Source organism: Rothia sp. HMSC069C03 (genome assembly GCF_001811075.1).
Classification (GTDB): domain Bacteria; phylum Actinomycetota; class Actinomycetes; order Actinomycetales; family Micrococcaceae; genus Rothia; species Rothia mucilaginosa.
In genome coordinates, this window is sequence record NZ_KZ627138.1 from 186499 (window position 1) to 205015 (window position 18517).

17 protein-coding genes are annotated in these 18517 nt (G+C 57.9%); 14 read left to right on the plus strand and 3 right to left on the minus strand.

Annotated features, from left to right (window positions below; all coding sequences use genetic code 11):
• The first annotated feature begins 288 nt into the window (after positions 1-288).
• The gene (locus HMPREF2779_RS06510) at positions 289-759 is read left to right on the plus strand and encodes an RrF2 family transcriptional regulator (protein ID WP_070685315.1); all 471 of its coding nucleotides are present in this window, start codon (positions 289-291) and stop codon (positions 757-759) included.
• Between the two features lie 630 nt (positions 760-1389).
• Positions 1390-2571: an FAD-binding oxidoreductase gene (locus HMPREF2779_RS06515; RefSeq protein WP_070685317.1), complete on the plus strand. Its 1182-nt coding sequence runs from the start codon at positions 1390-1392 to the stop codon at positions 2569-2571.
• Positions 2572-2726: 155 nt separating this feature from the next.
• Here the strand turns inward: HMPREF2779_RS06515 and HMPREF2779_RS06520 are convergent, their stop codons facing one another.
• On the minus strand, positions 2727-4133 hold the full coding sequence (locus tag HMPREF2779_RS06520; RefSeq protein ID WP_070685319.1) for a phosphomannomutase/phosphoglucomutase: 1407 nt from the start codon (positions 4131-4133) through the stop codon (positions 2727-2729).
• 137 nt (positions 4134-4270) lie between these two features.
• Between HMPREF2779_RS06520 and manA the strand changes: the two genes are divergently transcribed.
• The 3 genes from manA (at position 4271) to HMPREF2779_RS06535 (ending at position 7392) form a co-directional block, all read left to right on the plus strand.
• Positions 4271-5458 (plus strand): mannose-6-phosphate isomerase, class I, encoded by a 1188-nt coding sequence (gene manA / locus HMPREF2779_RS06525; RefSeq protein WP_070685321.1) that lies wholly within the window; start codon positions 4271-4273, stop codon positions 5456-5458.
• Between the two features lie 298 nt (positions 5459-5756).
• Positions 5757-6026: an ACT domain-containing protein gene (locus tag HMPREF2779_RS06530; protein WP_070505928.1), complete on the plus strand. Its 270-nt coding sequence runs from the start codon at positions 5757-5759 to the stop codon at positions 6024-6026.
• Between the two features lie 10 nt (positions 6027-6036).
• A complete protein-coding gene (locus HMPREF2779_RS06535) occupies positions 6037-7392 on the plus strand; it encodes a PFL family protein (RefSeq protein ID WP_105361126.1) in 1356 nt (451 codons plus the stop codon).
• Between the two features lie 131 nt (positions 7393-7523).
• Here the strand turns inward: HMPREF2779_RS06535 and HMPREF2779_RS06540 are convergent, their stop codons facing one another.
• The gene (locus tag HMPREF2779_RS06540) at positions 7524-8666 is read right to left on the minus strand and encodes a DNA polymerase III subunit delta' (protein WP_105361127.1); all 1143 of its coding nucleotides are present in this window, start codon (positions 8664-8666) and stop codon (positions 7524-7526) included.
• Entirely contained in the window at positions 8663-9379 is a 717-nt protein-coding gene (gene tmk / locus HMPREF2779_RS06545) for a dTMP kinase (protein WP_105361128.1), read from the minus strand. The genes HMPREF2779_RS06540 and tmk overlap by 4 nt, the downstream gene beginning before the upstream one ends.
• A 159-nt stretch (positions 9380-9538) precedes the next feature.
• Between tmk and HMPREF2779_RS06550 the strand changes: the two genes are divergently transcribed.
• The 9 genes from HMPREF2779_RS06550 to rlmB all read left to right on the plus strand — a co-directional run bounded on the left by HMPREF2779_RS06550 (position 9539) and on the right by rlmB (position 17996).
• On the plus strand, positions 9539-10741 hold the full coding sequence (locus HMPREF2779_RS06550) for a trans-sulfuration enzyme family protein (RefSeq protein ID WP_070685328.1): 1203 nt from the start codon (positions 9539-9541) through the stop codon (positions 10739-10741).
• 48 nt (positions 10742-10789) lie between these two features.
• Positions 10790-11107: a DUF2516 family protein gene (locus tag HMPREF2779_RS06555; RefSeq protein WP_005507153.1), complete on the plus strand. Its 318-nt coding sequence runs from the start codon at positions 10790-10792 to the stop codon at positions 11105-11107.
• Positions 11108-11326: 219 nt separating this feature from the next.
• Positions 11327-12064 (plus strand): phosphoglyceromutase, encoded by a 738-nt coding sequence (locus HMPREF2779_RS06560; RefSeq protein ID WP_105361129.1) that lies wholly within the window; start codon positions 11327-11329, stop codon positions 12062-12064.
• A gap of 166 nt (positions 12065-12230) precedes the next feature.
• Positions 12231-13373 carry a sensor histidine kinase gene (locus HMPREF2779_RS06565; RefSeq protein WP_012904157.1) on the plus strand — a complete coding sequence of 381 codons (1143 nt, stop codon included), beginning with the start codon at positions 12231-12233 and terminating at the stop codon, positions 13371-13373.
• A 41-nt stretch (positions 13374-13414) separates the two neighbouring features.
• Entirely contained in the window at positions 13415-14098 is a 684-nt protein-coding gene (locus tag HMPREF2779_RS06570; protein WP_005507150.1) for a response regulator transcription factor, read from the plus strand.
• A 15-nt stretch (positions 14099-14113) separates the two neighbouring features.
• Positions 14114-14857, plus strand: a complete 744-nt coding sequence (gene ispD, locus HMPREF2779_RS06575; protein ID WP_105361130.1) for a 2-C-methyl-D-erythritol 4-phosphate cytidylyltransferase — start codon at positions 14114-14116, stop codon at positions 14855-14857.
• Positions 14858-14930: 73 nt separating this feature from the next.
• Positions 14931-15413 carry a 2-C-methyl-D-erythritol 2,4-cyclodiphosphate synthase gene (gene ispF, locus HMPREF2779_RS06580; RefSeq protein ID WP_199774568.1) on the plus strand — a complete coding sequence of 161 codons (483 nt, stop codon included), beginning with the start codon at positions 14931-14933 and terminating at the stop codon, positions 15411-15413.
• Positions 15414-15495: 82 nt separating this feature from the next.
• On the plus strand, positions 15496-16914 hold the full coding sequence (cysS, locus tag HMPREF2779_RS06585) for a cysteine--tRNA ligase (protein ID WP_070685336.1): 1419 nt from the start codon (positions 15496-15498) through the stop codon (positions 16912-16914).
• Positions 16915-17009: 95 nt separating this feature from the next.
• Positions 17010-17996: a 23S rRNA (guanosine(2251)-2'-O)-methyltransferase RlmB gene (gene rlmB, locus HMPREF2779_RS06590; protein WP_005509305.1), complete on the plus strand. Its 987-nt coding sequence runs from the start codon at positions 17010-17012 to the stop codon at positions 17994-17996.
• The last annotated feature ends 521 nt before the right edge of the window (positions 17997-18517 follow it).

The following is an 18517-nucleotide window of genomic DNA, read 5'->3' on the forward strand; positions in this document are numbered from 1 at the left end:
CTTCCTTCCGTTTTGGGGAAATTTGAATCCTCGTCAGTTGGGGGGAGTGATAAGTTTTCTCGCAAAGGTGTGAGTGTAAGGCTATGCAGTCCACTTGCTCTTGAGAAATACTTTAAAATCCTCGCCGGGGTGGTTTGGTGCAGAAGCGGTTATCCATAATTTCTTGCCTCTCTTGCCGCCCCTATACAATTCCAATGTAAGATTTTTGAATGTTCACAGCTTTCACGAGCTGCGCATATCCGCTGCTGCATGTATATGTAGCGGCACGAGAGATGAGAAGGAGTATCCATGCGTTTGACAGCATTCTCGGATGTCTCGCTCCGCGTTCTGATGCTCCTGTCTGCTCTGGAGCCCGGTCAGAAGCTTTCCACCCAGAAGATCTCTGAAGGTGTGGACACCCCCTACAACCACGTGGCAAAGGCTGTGGCTTTCCTCGTGAACATGGGTTACCTGGACTCGACCCGCGGTCGCGCCGGTGGCGTTATGCTTTCCGACGCTGGTCGTTCTGCGACCGTCGGCACTGTTCTTCGCGCTACTGAGGGCGATATCCCCATGATTGAGTGTGAGGATGAGAACGGCCACTGCCCCCTCGATAAGTTCTGCCGCCTGCGCAACGTGCTGGCGAGGGCTCGTGAGGCGTTCTATGCTTCGGTGGACTCGGTTGTGATTAGCGAGCTGACTGCCGGTGCACGTCCCGTTGGTCCGGTATTTGTGGAGCTAGGCTTTGCGCCTCCGGAGAATGCGCTGCCTGTGCGCTAAGCCTGCACGCTAAAGGAATACGTGGTACCTGTGGAGCTTTCCGGTGGGAGGCTCCATAGAGTTTTTAACACGAAGTTTAGCGTGTTTCTGCGGTTGATGCGGGGCTGCTGGGCGGTTCGCGCGGGGGTCTCTCGGCTTTCTTGTAGGGTTTTCGAGGGGAGTGGGGAGTATTTTGCCGCTGCTTGCGTGACTGCTGGAACCCGCGTGAGTCCTAAATTTGTGCAGTAAATGCAGAATATTGCAAATTTGCTTTTCAAATGCAGAAAATGTGACCATATTCATTTTTGCATCACATTGCATACTTTCCGTAGTAAATATATTTTCATGTCAGAATTTTTATGCAGACTTCGGGGCTAGTCACCCGGCGAACTCAAAAACAGTGCTGAAAATATATAGTGTGACGCGGGGCTCTCTCTTTGAGTCAAGCTGAACCATAAGTCTCGCCTAGACCCCTCAACACCCCCAGGGAGTGACCTGCACTCAGCGCAAACACCCCGCAAAATGCTACGGTAAGGGTGCTTTATAAACACTCCGTCACCAACTGAGCTGTCCGAGTGAACGCCCCAGCATCACACATATCAAGGGCATCATCACAACGACCGAGGTGACCACACAGGAAGAAGGCAAGACATGCTCTCCGAGAAGTCCCGCCCCATTATTGAGGCAACGCTGCCCATCATTGCCGAGCGCATCAACGACATCACCCCCGACTTCTACCGTCGAATGTTCGCCGCTCGCCCCGACCTGATGGACGGCATGTTCTCCCGCTCCTCCCAGCTCGAAGGCACCCAGCCCAAGGCACTGGCAGGCTCCATCGCCGTGTTCGCTTCCTACATCGTCCAGAACCCGGACTCCTACCCCGACGAGGTCCTCTCCCGCGTTGCACACAAGCACGCGTCCCTGGGCCTGAAGGAAGAAGAGTACCCCACCGTCTACAAGTACCTCTTCGAGGCAATCGCCGCTAACCTGGGCGACCTGGCTACCCCCGAAATCGTTGAGGCATGGACCGAGGTCTACTGGCTCATGGGCAACGCCCTCATCAAGCTGGAGAAGGGCCTGTACGCTTCCCAGGCAAACGACGTCATGTTCGCGCCCTTCAAGCTCGTTGACCGCAAGGAGACCGGCGAGAACGTCGTCGTGCTGACCTTCGAGCCCGCCGACGAGACCCCCATGACCGAGTCCAAGGGCGGCCAGTACATCTCTATCATCGTTCCCGCACGCGACGGCCTGCGCCAGGCACGCCAGTACACCCTGCTGCCCAGCGAAAAGAACCAGCGCCGCATTGCTGTGAAGCTCGACCCCAACGGCGAGATGACCTCCATCCTGCACGAGCTGGAAGTCGGCGCAGTCGTCGAGCTTTCCAACCCCTACGGTGACCTGACCCTGGAAGGCTTCGGCGACCCCGAGGCACCGCTGTACCTCTTCTCCGCAGGTATCGGCACCACCCCCATGCTCAGCTTCCTCTCCGAGCTGGTTGAGAAGGGCTCCGAGCGCCCCGTGACCGTGGTCCACGCAGACCGCCGCCTGGACACCTGGCCCCTGCGCGAAGAGCTCGCCGAGCTCGTCGGCAAGCTGCCCAACGCACGCCTCGTATCCTTCATCGAGGGCGAGGGCGGCGACTTCACCGGCCGCGTCGACGTCTCCAAGCTGGACGTTCCCGCCAATGCTAACGTCTACCTCTGCGGCCCGCTGCCCTTCATGCAGGGCGTACGCTCCGCGCTGGTGGAGGCAGGCGTTCCCGGCAAGAACATCAACTACGAGATCTTCGGCCCCGACCAGTGGATGCTCCACGACCAGGCACGCGAGGCGTAAAAACCCCGTAAGTCGGCTCGTCCGCTAGGTTTCTTAAACCCGGCTAGGTTCTCCTTTGAGATAGGAGAACCTAGCCGGGTTTTTAGAACTCAAAATAAAAATCCCACCCCGCAGAAATAATCTGCGGGGCGGGATCTTTAGCAGCTAGCTAGTGCTTAGCCCTGGCGAACCAGAGCCAGAACCTCGTCGCGGACGCGCTCCATAGTCGCAACATCCGGTGCCTCAAGGTTCAGGCGCAGGAAAGGCTCGGTGTTCGAAGGACGCAGGTTAACCCACCAACCCTCTTCGGTGTTGGTGAAGGTGGTGCCGTCGGAGTCCTCAACAACCACGGGAGCGTTAGCGTAGTGTGCACGCACGCGGTCCACAGCGGCAGCCTTGTCTTCAATCTCGGAGTTAATCTCACCGGAAGCAACGTACGGGGAGTACTTCGCGCTGATCTCGGAGAGAGGCTCATCGCTACCACCCAGAGCAGCCAGCACGTGCATTGCAGCGAGCATGCCGGTGTCTGCGTTGAAGAAGTCCTTGAAGTAGTAGTGAGCGGAGTGCTCGCCACCGAAAACGCCGTTCTCCTCAGCCATAACAGCCTTGATGAAGGAGTGGCCCACGCGGGTCTTCACTGCGCGGCCGCCCAGCTTCTCAACCAGCTCAGGAACAGCCTTCGAGGTGATCAGGTTGTAGATGATGACGGGCTCTTCATTGCCCTCTGCCTTCGCACGAGTAATCTCGCGCTCAGCAACCAGAGCGGTCACAGCGGAAGGAGTGACGGGCTCACCCTTCTCGTCGATGACGAAGCAACGGTCAGCGTCGCCGTCGAATGCCAGACCAATGTCAGCACCGTGCTCAACAACAGCCTTCTGCAGGTCAACCAGGTTAGCCGGTTCCAGCGGGTTAGCCGGGTGGTTCGGGAAGGTACCGTCCAGCTCGAAGTACAGGGGAACGATTTCCAGGGGCAGGCCCGGCAGGATGGTGTCGCCCAGAACAGCGGGAGTGGTCATACCACCCATGCCGTTACCAGCGTCAACAACAACCTTCAGGGGGCGGATGGAAGACAGGTCAACCAACTTGCGCAGGTACTCTGCGTAGGGCTTGAGAACGTCCTTCTCAGAAACGGTGCCGACCTTCTCCACCGAAGGAATCTCGCCCGAATCCAGGTACTTCTGAGCTAGGTCACGAATGTCGAACAGACCGGACTCGGAAGACAGCGGAACAGCGCCAGCCTTGGACATCTTCATGCCGTTGTACTCTGCGGGGTTGTGGCTAGCGGTGAAGGTAACACCGGCAGCGTTCTCAACGCCACATGCGAAGTACAGAACGTCAGTGGAGATCAGACCAATTTTCTCAACATTTGCACCGCGAGCGGTTGCACCCTGGGCGAATGCATCCATGAATTCGGGGGAGGAGGGGCGCATATCGCCACCGACCAGGATGGTCTGGCCCTCCAGGCCCAGAACGTCTACGAAAGCCGCGCCAGTAGCGCGAACAGTCTCTGCAGTAATGGTTTCGCCGACGATGCCACGCACGTCGTACGCCTTGAATGAGTCATGTAGATTAATAGTAGTCACGCCTCTTATTTTAGCGGTAAAGAAGTGCAACTAGCCTCTATAATGGGCAGGTAAAACCTCATAAATTCTGCTGAATGTATGGGTTTTTTATCACGTCACTTGCTTCGAACAACTCACGTTGAGAGGTATTTTCCCCTATGGGTGAGATTTTTCCCCTAAAGAACCAGATTCAGAATTATGCGTGGGGTTCCCGCGAAATTCTTGGACGCATGCGTGGCGTGCCTGTCCCCACCGAACAGCCCGAGGCTGAGGTGTGGGTTGGAGCGCATCCGGCTGCGCCCTCCCGTGCGACCGTTGACGGCACCGAGTCCCCGCTCAACGAGCTGATCCAGGCTGAGCCCTCCCGTTTCTTGCGCCCGGACCGTACCTCCGACTGGTTCCCCTTCCTCTTTAAAATCCTTGCGATTGACGCCCCCCTGTCGATTCAGGTGCACCCCACCCCCGAGCAGGCTATTGCCGGCTTCGAGGATGAGCAGGCACGCGGCATCGCGATTGATGCGCCGCACCGCAACTACAAGGACCGCTACTCCAAGCCTGAAACCGTCATCGCCCTGACCCAGATGCGCGTGCTCACCGGTGTGCGCACCTCCGAGCAGCTGGCAGAGCTGGCTGAGGCGTTCAAGGCCGACTGGCTGGCAGAGCGTGTGGATCTCACCCCCAAGCAGCTGCTGACCGAGATTATCCGCATGCCCGAAGAGACCGCCACCGCAGCTGTTGAGCAGCTTGTCGAGGCGGCAGCACAGCTGACCGGCTCCGACAACGCACTCATCGCTGACGCAGCTGAGCTCGTGCAGATTGTTGCCGGCAAGTACCCCGGCGACCGCGGTCTGCTCGTCGCCTTCGTCATGAACTTGGTTCACCTGGCACCGGGCGAATCCGCCTTCACCCCCGACGGTCAGGTACACGCCTACGTCTCCGGTACCGCTATTGAGCTGATGAACCCCTCCGATAACGTGATGCGCGCGGGCCTGACCGCAAAGCACATCGACACCGAGGAGCTCATTAAGGTTCTCGGCGAAAGCCAGGACGCCCCCGTCATTCAGCGTCCCACCCCCGAGAACGCACCCATCGGCACCTACGCCATGTGGGACGAACGCATGAGCGTGACCCGCATCCGCGTTGAAGAGGGCAAGCCGCAGGAATACACCTTCGAGGGCATTAGCGCCGCGCTGAGCGTATCCGGCAAAATTACTATTCACGCAGCAGACGGCAACGGCACCGAAGAGTTTGTTCTGGGCGCCACCGAGTCGGTACTGCACGTGGGTGAGCCCTCGGCGGCAACCCTGAGCGGTAACGGCGAGCTGTATATCGCTTCTTATGTTTAGGAAATAATCCTCGATAACTAAAACTTCTAGACAGTTATAACTAGCCAGATATAAGGAGTGTCGAAAGATACTTCAAGACTGGCACATAATTAAGAATCCACGTTCTTCCCTGTATTTATTCAGACCGGGAAGGCGTGGATTTTTTATGCCCCGAATATGGGATGCAGGGGATATTTTTGTGTCTACCTTACACAGTGTGTTCTGGGTAACCTATAATTGCTCTTATAAATATGCGTATACCTGTGCCTTTATGCGCCTCTTCATTGGGTACGCAGCCCCAAACCACTAGGAGAACACCGTGAAGATTATCCTCACCGTCACAGGCATCGACCACGAAGGCATCATCGCCGCCGTGACCGCAACCCTCGCCGAGCGCAAGGTCAACGTCCTTGACGTCTCCCAGACCATCATGGGCGAATACTTCACCATGATCATGCACTGCTCCTTCGACGAAGAGCAGCAGAACCTCATCGACCTGCAGGAAGCCATGATTGGTGTCGAGCACGAACAGAAGGTCCAGATTCGCATTCAGGCAGAATCCATCTTCAAGGCAATGCACTCCATCTAAGGCTCCACTTATGCGCAACACCAACATTCTAGAAACCCTTCGAATGATCGAGGAGCAGAAGCTCGACATTCGCACTGTCACCATGGGCATCTCCCTGCTCGACTGCGCCGATTCTGACGGTGAGGTAGCCCGTCGCAAAATCTACGACAAGATCACCAGCCGCGCCGCAAACCTCGTCAGCGTCTGCGAAGGTATCGAAGCTGAGCTCGGCATCCCGATCGTCAACAAGCGCATCGCCGTCACCCCCATCGCGCTGGTGGCAGGCGCCTCCAACGATGAGGACTACGTAGAATTCGCCCGCACCCTCGAAGCGGCAGCTAAGGCAGTCGGCGTGAACTTCGTCGGAGGCTTTAGCGCCCTCGTCGATAAGGGCATGACCCCCTCCGGCGAAAAGCTGATTCGCTCCATTCCGCGAGCGCTCGCAGAAACCGACGTGGTCTGCTCCTCCGTAGACATCGGATCCTCCCGTGCCGGCATCAACATGAGCGCCGTCAAACTCATGGGCGAAACCATCCGCGCCACCGCAGACCTGACCGCGGACGCACACGGCTTCGGTTGCGCCAAGCTCGTCGTCTTCGCGAACGCCGTCAGCGACAACCCCTTCATGGCGGGTGCATTCCACGGCGTGCAGGAAGCAGACACCACCATCTCCGTAGGCGTCTCCGGCCCCGGCGTGGTACACCGCGCCCTGCAGAAGGTCCGCGGCGAATCCTTCGACACCTGCGCCGAAGAAATCAAAAAGGCAGCCTTCAAGATTACCCGCGTCGGCCAGCTGGTCGGTACCCTCGCCTCCGAGCGTCTGGGCGTACCCTTCAACATTATTGACCTCTCCCTGGCACCCACCGCAGAGATTGGCGACTCGGTCGCGCACATCCTCGAAGAGATGGGTCTGGAAACCGTCGGTACCCACGGCACCGTCGCAGCCCTCGCATTGCTCAACGATGCGGTGAAGAAGGGCGGCCTCATGGCGTGCTCGAACGTCGGTGGTCTCTCCGGTTCCTTCATCCCGATCTCTGAAGACATCGGCATGATTGAATCCGCAGCCGCCGGACAGATCACCTTGGACAAACTCGAAGCGATGACCGCCATCTGCTCCGTTGGCCTGGACATGGTCGCGGTCCCCGGCGACACCCCCGCCGCCACCCTCGCCGCAATGATTGCAGACGAGGCAGCAATCGGCGTGATGAACCACAAGACCACCGCGGTCCGCGTCATCCCGGCGGTCGGCCTGGGCGTAGGTGACATGGTCGAATTTGGTGGCCTGCTCGGTCGCGCACCCGTCATGCCCACCCACACCCCCAGCGCGGAGGCGTTCATCGCCCGCTGCGGTCGTATTCCGTCGCCGGTTCACGGTTTCCGCAACTAAGCTTGATTCCGTAACTAAGCTCGAATCCTCAACTAAGCTCTAGGGGCGCTGAGAACCAACAGAAAAATGGGAGGCACCGAAAATCGTCTCTTCGGCGCCTCCCCTTTTTCGCTGTATGAGCTACCAAGAACCTACTGATACACGAAGCGGCTCATCAACGCCTCAAGTGCCAGACGCGCATTCGCGTTCGTCCGCAGACGACGCAGAGTCAGCTCGACCGCCTGCACATCCTCCAGCAGCTGCTGGGCGGAACGGCGGGTGCAGAACGCCTCCAGAGGCTCACGCAAATGCTCATTGACCAGCGGAGCCTGCGCCGACAGAGTCACCGTCAACGCATCACGCAGAACCGTCTGAACCTGCGCCACGGAACGCAACAGCGTATCGGATGAAACGCGCTTAGCGCGGCGTTTCTGCTCCTCCTCCAGACGGCGAACCTGCGCTCGCAAGGACGGAGAAACACGCTCACCCTCGCGAATACCCAGCAGAGCCAGAAGCTCCTGGCGTTCCTGCTCATCCTTGAGAGCGGAGACGGCCTGTGCGTCCTGGTCGGCAAGGTCGGTGAGCTTCTCAGCTGCATTGAAAGCCGAAGAAATAGAACGAACATTCAGAACCAGGGAGGTAATCAACTCCCGACGAGCCATCGCCTGCTCATCGGTCGCCAAACGGTACCCCTCCTGCGCATCACCCAGAGCCAGACGCGCCGCACGCTGCGCCAAAGGATCCACCACACCGTGCACCAACAAATACTCGTGCACCTGCGCATCAGTGGGAACCGGCAACTGCACCGGACGGCACCGCGAACGAATCGTCACCAGCACATCGGTGGGGGAGGGCGCCGTCAACAACCAAATCGTATGCGGTGGCGGCTCCTCAATCGCCTTCAACAACACATTGGAGGTACGCTCCGGCATGCGATCGGTGTCCTCCACCAGAATCACGCGCCAGCGACCCACGGTCGGGCGGTCCTGAGCCTTCATGACCAGCTCGCGTGCCTCATCAATGCTGATGTGCGTCGCCTCGGTACTAAAGTGCGTAAAATCTGCGTGCGAACCGTTCATGACGGTCATGCAGCCCTTGCACTGACCGCATCCGCGGTTCTGCGGGTCGGGCTGCTCGCACAGTAGCGCGGCAGCGAAAATTTTTGCAGCCTCACGGTGAGGCGTACCGGTTGCGCCCGTGAAAAGCCAAGCGTGCGTGGGGCGGTCGGCGGCGGCATCCGTGCGTAGCTGCTGGAGCTTATCGGCAGGAATCAGCAGGGTATCCCAGAGGCTCATGAGTCCTCCTTACCGGTGCGGACCAGCTCGCGAGCGGCAAGCAGAGGCTCAATCACCTCGAGCACGCGCGCGTGAACCTGCTCAATCGTGCCCACACCATCAATGATGCGGTGCGAACCGTTAGCGTCCTCGTGGGCGATCTGCTCAAACGCACCGTGAATGCGTGCCTTGAACGCCGCGCCTTCAGCCTCAATACGGTCGACGGTGCCACGCTGGTCCATGCGCTCCTGCTCGGCGCTCAATGGCACACTCAGCAATAGGGTCGCATCGGGTACCAGATCGGCGGTGGCCCAGCGGCTCAACTCGACGATGGTTTCAATACCCAGCTCACGGCCGACACCCTGGTACGCGGCAGAAGAATCAATATAGCGGTCACTGAGCACGATGGCGCCCTCAGCGAGCGCCGGGCGAATCAGCTGGGAGGCGTGAGCCGCGCGGGATGCCGCAAAGATTAGCGCCTCGGTGCGGTCGTCAATAGTGCCCTGACCCGCTTCCAGGACGAGGGCGCGCAGCTTTTCACCAATCTCGGTGCCGCCGGGTTCGCGGGTGGTGATGACACGGTATCCGCGGGCGCTGAGCGCTTCATTCAGCAGGGCGAGCTGGGTGGTTTTGCCGGCGCCGTCACCTCCTTCGACCACGATAAAAAGCCCGCGGCGACCGGTCGGGTCGGCGGGAAGATTCTGTGCATCGGGGGTGTAACTGAGAGTATCCATCACCCTTAAGGGTACCGGGTCTCTTAGCTGCACCGGTGCGGTTTTGGTGATACCTCCGCGTGGGATTGAGTGCGTATCAAGGTAAAAAACATGTAAATCCTGCGCGCCGTCACCTGCGCGGGCGTGCGTTCTGGGCGCGGGTGTGCCAGGCTTAAAGACATGAGTGCAGATAACCACGACATGAATTACTCCGCAGAGACCTTTGTCGTCTCTGGCGGCCGCCCGGCACACGAGCATGACGCGCCGGTGAACCCTCCGATCGTTCTTTCTTCCACCTACCGTGGTGTGGACGCCGTCAATATTGAGCAGGACCGCGTGTACGCCCGCTTCTCGAACCCCACCTGGGAGGGCATGGAAGAGGTTGTGGCGAAGCTGGAGAACGCTTCCCAGCCGGGTCTGCTGTTCCCCTCCGGTATGGCTGCTGTCGCTGCTGTCATCGACCTGGTGCCGGTTGGCTCCATTGTTCTGATTCCGAAGCACGCATACATGGCGTCGGTGACATTGTGCAAGGATTTGGAGCGCCGCGGCATCATTGAGCTCGTTCGCGTGGACATTGAAGACACCGAGAGCGTTATCGCCGCTATGGAGGATGCCGCATCCCGCACCGGCGTGACCCCGGAGAACGTGAACTATTCGGCCCCGAAGGTTCTGGCGTGGCTGGAGAGCCCCACGAATCCGATGCTTGAGGTTGCTGACCTGCCTGCCCTGCTTTCTGCTGCTCGCCGCCTGGGCATTGTGACCGCGGTGGATAACACCTTCGCAACCCCGATTCTGCAGCGTCCCCTGGATTTGGGCGCAGACGTGGTGGTTCACTCCGCGACGAAGTTCCTTGCGGGCCACTCTGATGTGCTGCTGGGTATGGCTCTGACCTCGAACGAGGATCTGTACAAGGCGATGCGTCACCACCGCATCACCAACGGCGCAATCCCCGGTCCGGTGGAGGCGTGGCTTGGTTTGCGCGGTCTGCGCACTCTGGCACTGCGTGTGGAGCGTGCTGTAGAGAACGCGCAGGTTCTCGCAGAGCGTTTGAGCGAGCACCCCTTCGTGACTGAGGTGCGTTACCCGGGTCTGGAGAGCGACCGCGGTCATGAGGTTGCGAAGAAGCAGATGGATGGTTTCGGTGCGATTTTGTGCGTCACTCTTGATACGGACGCTACGGGTGCCCGTAACGTTGTGGAGGCGTTGAAGCTGTGGACTCCGGCAACCTCTCTGGGCGGCGTGGAGTCTCTGGTGGAGCGTCGTCGTCGCCACGGTAACGAGCCGGATTCGATTCCGGAATCCCTGCTGCGCCTGTCGGTGGGTATTGAGAACGTGGATGACCTTTACAATGACTTGGTTGAGGCCTTTAAGGTTGTCCGCTAAGCGCTTTGCTAGGGTTGTCTAGAGAAGCTGCTGATTCTAAGGAATACTATGTCTCCTATTCTGCTGGTCTGGTATGTGACCACTTTTGTTGATACGCTGCTGGCTATCGCTGGTGCTGCGGTTGGTGTGCTGGCTTTTGTGCGTGCGTGGATGTCTCCGGCGAACGCGTACGATTTTGCCGGTAAGCGCCCGAAGAACACGTGGCTGGCTTTGACCGGTGGTTCTGCTGCAGTGTCGCTGTTTAGCGTTTTTGCTGCGGTGACTGGCGGCGGTAATACTGTGCTGATTCTTCAGCTGGTTGCTGCTGTGATTAGCTGCGTGTTCTTGGCTGGTGTGTGGCCTTCGGTGGGCCGCCGCCGTTTCTAGCGTTAGCTTGTGCGCTCGCTTTGAGCGATAGATGGTGAAGCCTCGTGCGCTGTCTGACGGGTTTGTCCCGATCGGATGGTGTGCGGGGCTTTTCCCTTTTCTGGCGGGGTTTTGAGCCTTTCGTTCTGGTAAAAAAGACCCTTATAAATTTTTGGGAGAATGCATATTTTCTAGGCTCTAAGGCATGACAAACCGGCGGGTAAATGAAAAAATAGAGGTATGACTTACAAACTAGTACTCCTGCGCCACGGCCAGTCCGAGTGGAACGAGAAGAACCTGTTCACCGGCTGGGTGGACGTTAACCTGACCGATAAGGGCCGCGCTGAGGCTAAGCGCGGCGGCGAGCTGCTGGCAGAGCGCAACATCCTCCCCGATGTTGTTCACACCTCCCTGCAGCGTCGCGCAATCAACACCGCAAACCTTGCACTGGATGCAGCAGACCGTCTGTGGATTCCCGTCAAGCGCACCTGGCGCCTGAACGAGCGTCACTACGGTGCTCTGCAGGGTAAGAACAAGTCCGAGATTCGCGAGGAATACGGTGACGAGAAGTTCATGACTTGGCGTCGTTCCTACGACGTTCCGCCGCCCCCGCTGGACGACAACGACCCGTACTCGCAGGCAAACGACCCCCGCTACGCGGATGTTGAGAACGCTCCTCGCACCGAGTGCCTGAAGGACGTTCTGGGCCGTATGCTTCCCTACTGGGAGTCGGACATCAAGCCTGACCTCGCAGCAGGTAAGACCGTTCTGGTTGCTGCACACGGTAACTCCCTGCGTTCGCTGGTCAAGCACCTCGAGGGCATTTCCGATGAGGACATTGCTGGCCTGAACATCCCCACCGGTATTCCGCTGTACTACGAGCTGGATGAGAACTTCAAGCCCGTCAAGGCTGGCGAGTACCTGGACCCTGAGGCTGCTAAGGACGCTATTGCTGCCGTAGCAAACCAGGGTAAGTAATACCTCCGGCAGGGTTTCACCCCTGTCATTGTGATGAGCCGTCCACCGTTGAGGTGGGCGGCTCATTGCGTTCTCGGCAGGTTTCTGTACGAGGAGCCTGCCTGAGAAGACGGGCGCTCGTCTGAGTGCTGGGTATCCGCCACATTTATACTTATGGGGTACCCGAATGGAAGGGAAGTACATGGATGCCGGTCTGATCGCCTTTATTGCGGGCATGATAGGTCTGCTGGTGGGCGTCCTGAGCATGAATGCGGTGGCGCGTAGTGAGCGGGAGCAGGAGCGTAGTTTGGTGTCGGCGCCGGCGCTGCGTGATGGTGCCGCTCAGGTGCTTGCTGTGATTGGTCGCGCCTACCTGGTGATTGATGAAGTGGGCGGCGTGGTTCAGGCTTCTCCGGGTGCGTATGCGATGGGTTTGGTGCGTGGTCATACTGTGGCGTCTGATGAGTTGGCGGATATGATTCGCACGGTGCGTCATCGCGGTATTTTTGCGGAACGTACTTTTGAGATTGACCGCGGTGAGGGTGAGGCGCTGGTCTTGGATGTGCGTGTTGCTTCGCTGGGGGACGAGTACATTCTGGTGCTCGCTGATGACCGCACTGAAATTTCTCGTGTGCAGCGTATGCGTAATGATTTTGTGGCGAATGTGTCGCATGAGTTGAAGACTCCGGTGGGTGCGGTGAGTCTGCTGGCTGAGGCTATTGAGCAGGCGAGTGATGATCCGGAGGCGATTGAGTATTTTGTGGGTCGTCTGCATAAGGAGACTCGCCGCCTGTCTGCGCTGGTGCGTGACATTATTGAGCTTTCGCGTCTGCAGTCGACCGATGTGATTGCGCGTGGTGGTCCGGTGTCGGTGCCTTCTTTGGTGGCTGATGCGGTGGATCGTTCGCATATTGTGGCTGAGGAGAAGGACATTCAGATTTCTACCCGCATCGAGGAGGTCCCCGAGGTGTACGGTGACGCCGAGCTACTCGGTATTGCTGTGCAGAACCTGGTGGAGAACGCGGTGCGTTATTCGCCGGAGCATACAAAGGTGGATATTTGGGTGCACCGTGTGGCTGATCAGCTGCTGGTTGAGGTTGCTGATCAGGGCGTGGGTATCCCGGAAGACGAGCAGAAACGTATTTTTGAGCGTTTTTACCGGGTCGATCCGGCTCGTTCGCGTCAGACGGGCGGCACTGGTTTGGGCTTGAGCATTGTGAAGCATGTGATGACTCAGCACGGTGGTAGCGTGACGGTTCGGTCGATGCCGCAGGAGGGCTCGACGTTTACGTTGGCGTTGCCGCTGAATGAGCCTCCGGCCGCAGTGTAGTGTTAGCGGTATAGGTTTTATGGAATCGAAGGAAGTTATTGGTGTCTAAAATTCTGATTGTTGAGGACGAAGAGGCCCTCTCGGATCCCCTTGCGTTTTTGCTGGGTCGTGAGGGTTTCCAGACGATTGTTGTGGACAACGGTCTGGATGCTCTGCCGGTGTTCGACCGCGAGGGCGCGGATTTGGTGCTGCTGGATGTGATGCTTCCGGGCATGTCCGGTATGGAGGTGTGCCGTAAGCTGCGTGAGGTGTCTTCGGTCCCGATTATCATGCTGACCGCTAAGGATTCTGAGCTGGATAAGGTGCTGGGTCTGGAGCTGGGTGCTGATGACTATGTGACGAAGCCGTATTCTGCGCGTGAGCTGATTGCTCGTATCCGTGCGGTGTTGCGTCGTCGTTCGGCGGAGACTGATTCTGCTACTGAGTCGGTGCTGCAGGGCGGCCCGGTGCGTATGGACATTGACCGCCATGTGGTGACGGTTAATGGTGAAGAGATTTCTATGCCGCTGAAGGAGTTTGAGCTCCTGGAGATTCTGCTGCGCAATGTGGGTCGTGTGATGACTCGTGGCCAGCTGATTGAGCGCGTGTGGGGCGCCGACTATGTGGGTGATACGAAGACCCTGGACGTGCACATTAAGCGTCTGCGTTCGAAGATTGAGCCGGATTCTTCTGCCCCGCAGTATGTGGTGACGGTTCGCGGCTTGGGCTATAAGTTCGAGGCGTAGACGGGCTTGAGACTGATGAGTTCTGCTTCTGCGGCGAATACTGCCGTGATTGTTTTGGCAGCTGGTTCGGGTACTCGCCTGGGTGAGCCGATCCCGAAGGCTGCTGTGCGTGTTCATGGTCGTACCCTGCTGGATTATGCGTTGGAGGGTGCGCTCGCTTCGGGTGTTGCTGAGCATGTGGTGGTGACTGTTCCTGCTGATTGTTCGGCGAGTTGCCCGGAGCTTTTGGAGGATGCCCGCCGTGCCGGTGCGTTGATTACTGCCGGCGGTGATACGCGTACGGCTTCGGTGGTTGCGGCGTTGGATGCTTTGAAGGATGCGCAAGTTCCGGTGGATTATGTGCTGATTCATGATTGCGCTCGTGCTTTTACTCCGCCGCAGGTGTATCACCGCGTGCTTGAGGGTTTAGGGTCTGAGAGCCCGCAGGGTGTTGTGCGTGCGGTGATTCCTGTGTTGCCGGTGGTGGATACGGTGAAGACCGTGGATTCTGCTGGTTTGGTGACGGGTACTCCTTCGCGTGCGCAGATGCGTGCGGTGCAGACTCCTCAGGGTTTTGAGGTGGCTGCTCTGTTGGCGGCGCATGAGCGGAGCCGTTCCCTGCCTGCTGAGGAGGCTGAGTTGCTGACTGATGATGCGATGGCGATGGAGGCGGCGGGTGAGCCGGTGTTGACGGTTGCCGGTGATGCGGATGCGTTTAAGGTGACGACTCCGATGGATTTGCGGGTTGCTCGCGCGCTGTTTGGTGATTCTGCTTCCTAACCCTGCCGCCTAATGCCTCTTTTGCCGAGGTGTTGCTGCTGAGAAGATGTTTGATCGATTGAAGGGTCCTGTGATGACTGTTATTCCTCGTGTTGGTACCGGTGTTGATGTCCATGCTTTTGGTGAGGAGGGCACTCCTCTGTATATTGCTGGTCTGCATTGGCCGGGCGAGCGTGGTTTGAGCGGCCATTCTGATGGCGATGTGGTGGCTCATGCTGCCGCGGATGCTCTTTTTGCCGCCTCCGGCACGGGGGATTTGGGCTCTAATTTTGGTGTGGACCGCCCGGATATGAAGGGCGCTTCGGGTGTTCGTATTCTTTCTGAGGCTGCGGCGATTGTGCGTGCTGCTGGTTTTGAGATTGGTAATGTGAGCGTTCAGCTGGTGGGTAACCGCCCGAAGTTCTCTCCGCGCCGTGATGAGGCGAACCACGTGCTGAGCGAGGCGGCGGGTGCTCCGGTGACGGTGATTGCGACGACTACTGACGGTCTGGGTTTGACGGGCCGCGGCGAGGGCGTGGCTGCTATTGCGACGGCGCTGGTGTACCCGCGTTCGTAGGTGTTTGGCTGCTTCGAGCCATTCTGTAACCTATCGCTGATTTACCGCCCCGGCGTCTGAGCCGACCCCGTAGAATGAGAGTGTGACTATGCGTTTTTATGATTCAGCTTCCGCGACTATTCGCGAGTTTGAGCCCGTCGTGCCCGGTGAGGCGCGTATCTATTATTGTGGTGCTACGGTGCAGGGTGAACCGCATCTGGGCCATATCCGTTCGGCGTTGGTTTTTGACCAGTTGAGCCGTTGGATGCGTTACCGCGGTTTGAAGGTGACGACGGTCCGCAATGTTACTGATATTGATGACAAGATTTTGGCGAAGTCTGCTGATTCTATGGAGCCCGGTTTTGAGGGTGAGTTCCCGAATGAGCAGTGGTGGGCGCTCGCGTACCGTTTTGAGAAGGTTTTTGCTCAGGCGTATGCGGCGTTGGGTATTGATCCGCCGACGTATGAGCCGCGTGCGACCGGTCATATTCCGGAGATGTTTGCTCTGATTCAGCGTCTGATTGATCGTGGCCACGCGTATCCTGCGCTGGATGATTCTGGTGACGTGTATTTTGATGTGCGTTCGTGGGCTAAATATGGTGCGCTGACGAATCAGAGCGTTGAGGATATGCTGGATTCTGCGGATGCTGATCCGCGCGGTAAGCGTGACCCTCGCGATTTTGCCCTGTGGAAGGGTTATAAGGAGGGCGAGCCGCTAACTGCTTCGTGGGAGTCTCCGTGGGGTCGCGGCCGTCCGGGCTGGCACCTGGAGTGCTCGGCGATGGCTGGTAAGTATTTGGGTTCGCGTTTCGATATTCACGGTGGCGGTTTGGATTTGCGTTTCCCGCACCATGAGAATGAGCTGGCGCAGTCGACTGCTGCTGGCGATGATTTCGCGAACTTCTGGATGCATAACGGCATGGTCACCTATGAGGGTGAGAAGATGTCGAAGTCTATCGGTAATACGATTTCGCCGGCGCAGATGCTGCAGATGGCTCGTCCGCTGGTGGTTCGCTACTACCTCGGTAGTGCGCATTACCGTTCGATTCTTGATTACCGTCCGTCGTCTCTGCAGGAGGCGGCAACCGCTATTGAGCGTGTTGAGGCGTTCCTTGCTGCAACTCAGGAAGTGCTGAAGCCGGGTCGTGAGGTTCCGGAGGCTTTTGCTGAGGCTATGGATGATGACGTGAATATTCCGCGTGCTCTCGCGGTTCTGCATGAGCAGACTCGTGCGGGTAATGCGGCGCTTGCTGCCGGTGAGGATGCTTCGGAGGCGGCGAATGCTGTGATGGCTATGGCTGAGGTTCTGGGCCTGGCGCAGCTGATGAGCTTTAATGCTGAGGGCACTTCGGGTGCTGAGCATGAGGCTCTGGATGCGCTGATTCAGGCTGTGTTGGCGGAGCGTGCTGATGCTCGTGCTCAGAAGGATTGGGCGAAGGCTGATGCGATGCGTGATCTGTTGGCGTCTGCTGGTGTGCAGGTGAAGGATGGCGCGAATGGTTCGAGCTGGAGCGTTGGCTAGAGGGTGATGTGCCCCGCGTTTGTGCGTAAGGCTTAGGTCGCGCGGGTTTCTCTCGCGTAGACTCGTATTCATTACTTTGACGAAGGAAGAGAAGAATGGCTAAGGCAGGTTCGCGCCCGGGCGCTACCACCAAGAAGAAGGGTGCTACTAAGGGCACTGGCGGTCACGGTCGTAAGGCGCTTGAGGGTAAGGGTCCTACTCCGAAGGCTGAGGACCGCGTTTATCACAAGGCGCATAAGATGAAGCGTGCGGCTGAGCGTCGTGCTGCTACCGGTACGAACCGTAAGTTCCAGACTCGTCTGGGCGGTAAGCGTGCTAGCGATGAGCTGGTGACTGGTCGTAATGCGGTGCTTGAGGCTCTGCGTACTGAGATTCCCTCGAAGCACTTGTACATCATGAGCCGTGTTGAGGTTGATGACCGTGTTCGCGAGATTATGACTATTGCGAATAAGCGCAATATTCCGATGCTGGAGATTCCGCGTAGCGAGCTGGATCGTTTGACTGATGGTTCTGTGCATCAGGGTGTTGCGATGCAGATTCCGCCGTACAAGTACCCGGATGCGACTGATTTGGTGCTGGATACTATGGAGCGTTGGCACTCGGGTAAGCTGTCGACTCCGCCGCTGTTTGTTGCTTTGGACGGTATTACTGATCCGCGTAACCTGGGTGCGATTATTCGTAGTGTGTCCGCGTTTAGCGGTGATGGCGTGATTATTCCTGAGCGTCGTTCGGCTGCTGTGACTGCTGGTGCGTGGAAGACTAGTGCTGGTGCGGCTGCTCGTATTCCTGTTGCGATGGCGACTAACCTGACTCGCGTGATTCAGCAGGCTAAGGAGCAGGGTATTTTCGTGATTGGTCTGGATGGCGGTGGCGATATTGAGCTGCCGGCTCTGGAGCTTGCGAATGAGCCGCTGTGCGTGGTGGTTGGTTCTGAGGGTAAGGGCCTGTCCCGCCTGGTGACTGAGAACTGCGATCAGATTGTGTCGATTCCGATTGATTCTGCGATGGAGTCTTTGAATGCGGCGATGGCTGTGGGCATCACTCTGTACGATGTTTCTCGTCGTCGCGCTTCCGCGAACTAGAGTTTTGAAGCTAGCGAGCTACGGGCTGAGCTCTGTAGCTTGAACCCTATAGCTTGAATAAGGAGGGCGCCCCCGTGAGGGGGTGCCCTCCTTATCTGTGCTCTTCTGCGCTCTCCCCATATATAGGCGCTCATATATAGGGAGGCTGCAGAACTGGGAGGTACAGAAGAGGTACAGAATAGGGAGGCGCAGCGGTACAGAAATACGGCGGTATGAAATACAGAGATGCGGTGATACAGAGATGGGGGGAGGGGCGGAGCCCCTCTTCCCATCTTTTCTTCCCGTCTTCTCTTCCTATCTTCTTGATGCTGAGAGGATCTTCTGCCCTTCTATATGGGCTCTTTAGGGCGCTTCTGCAGGTTTTTCGGGGTCTTTTGAAGGTTTTTAAACTTTTTTCAAAGAACTTTTGGGAGGCTTATCCTGCGTTGACTAGGTGTTTTAGTACTCTGTTCAAGTCAGAATGAACCTAAAACCCCATGTTTGTGTCCCACTTCACCCTATTTCGGGTTGCAGACCCATTT